Annotated in this window: 1 protein-coding gene; it reads left to right on the top strand. The window is 57.0% G+C overall.

Annotation, left to right across the window (positions count from 1 at the left end):
• Positions 1–971 (top strand): YadA family autotransporter adhesin (locus I5M32_RS16545; protein WP_200588279.1); only part of this gene is annotated, 971 nt, incomplete at both ends.

Below are 971 nucleotides of genomic sequence, written 5' to 3'. Positions count from 1 at the left end.
GCAGGAGCAACAGGTGCAAAAGGAGATACAGGAACAACGGGTTCAGATGGCGCAACGGGCGCAAAAGGAGATACAGGGGCGACAGGTTCGGCAGGAGCAACAGGTGCAAAAGGAGATACAGGAACAACGGGTTCAGATGGCGCAACGGGCGCAAAAGGAGATACAGGGGCGACAGGTTCAGATGGAGCAACGGGTGCAAAAGGCGATACTGGAGCAACGGGTTCTGCAGGGGCAACTGGAGCAACTGGTAACACAGGAGCGACAGGTTCAGATGGCGCAACGGGCGCAAAAGGCGATACGGGAGCAACGGGTTCAGATGGAGCAACTGGCGCAAAAGGCGATACTGGGGCGACAGGTTCAGATGGAGCAACGGGTGCAACAGGCGATACGGGAGCGACAGGTTCAGATGGAGCAGCTGGCGCAAAAGGCGATACAGGTGCAACTGGAGCAAAAGGCGATACAGGTTCGCAAGGAATCCAAGGCGTAACCGGTAACACGGGAGCAAAAGGCGATACGGGAGCAACGGGTTCAGCAGGGGCAACTGGAGCAACTGGTAACACAGGAGCGACAGGTTCAGATGGAGCAACGGGCGCAAAAGGCGATACGGGAGCAACGGGTTCAGATGGAGCGACTGGAGCGAAAGGCGATACGGGAGCGACAGGTAACACGGGAGCAACTGGAGCTAAAGGCGATACGGGAGCGACAGGTTCAGATGGCGCAACAGGTGCAAAAGGAGATACAGGAGCAACGGGTTCAGATGGCGCAACTGGAGCGAAAGGCGATACTGGAGCAACGGGTTCAGATGGCGCAACCGGCGCAAAAGGCGATACGGGAGCAACGGGTTCAGATGGAGCAACTGGCGCAAAAGGCGATACAGGTTCGCAAGGGATACAAGGTGTAACAGGAAATACAGGTGCAACTGGAGCGACAGGTTCAGCAGGAGCAACCGGAGCAAAAGGCGATACAGGTTC

This window comes from Pedobacter segetis, from assembly GCF_016623585.1.
Taxonomy (GTDB): domain Bacteria; phylum Bacteroidota; class Bacteroidia; order Sphingobacteriales; family Sphingobacteriaceae; genus Pseudopedobacter; species Pseudopedobacter segetis.
This window is presented reverse-complemented; position numbering and strand designations above follow the sequence as displayed.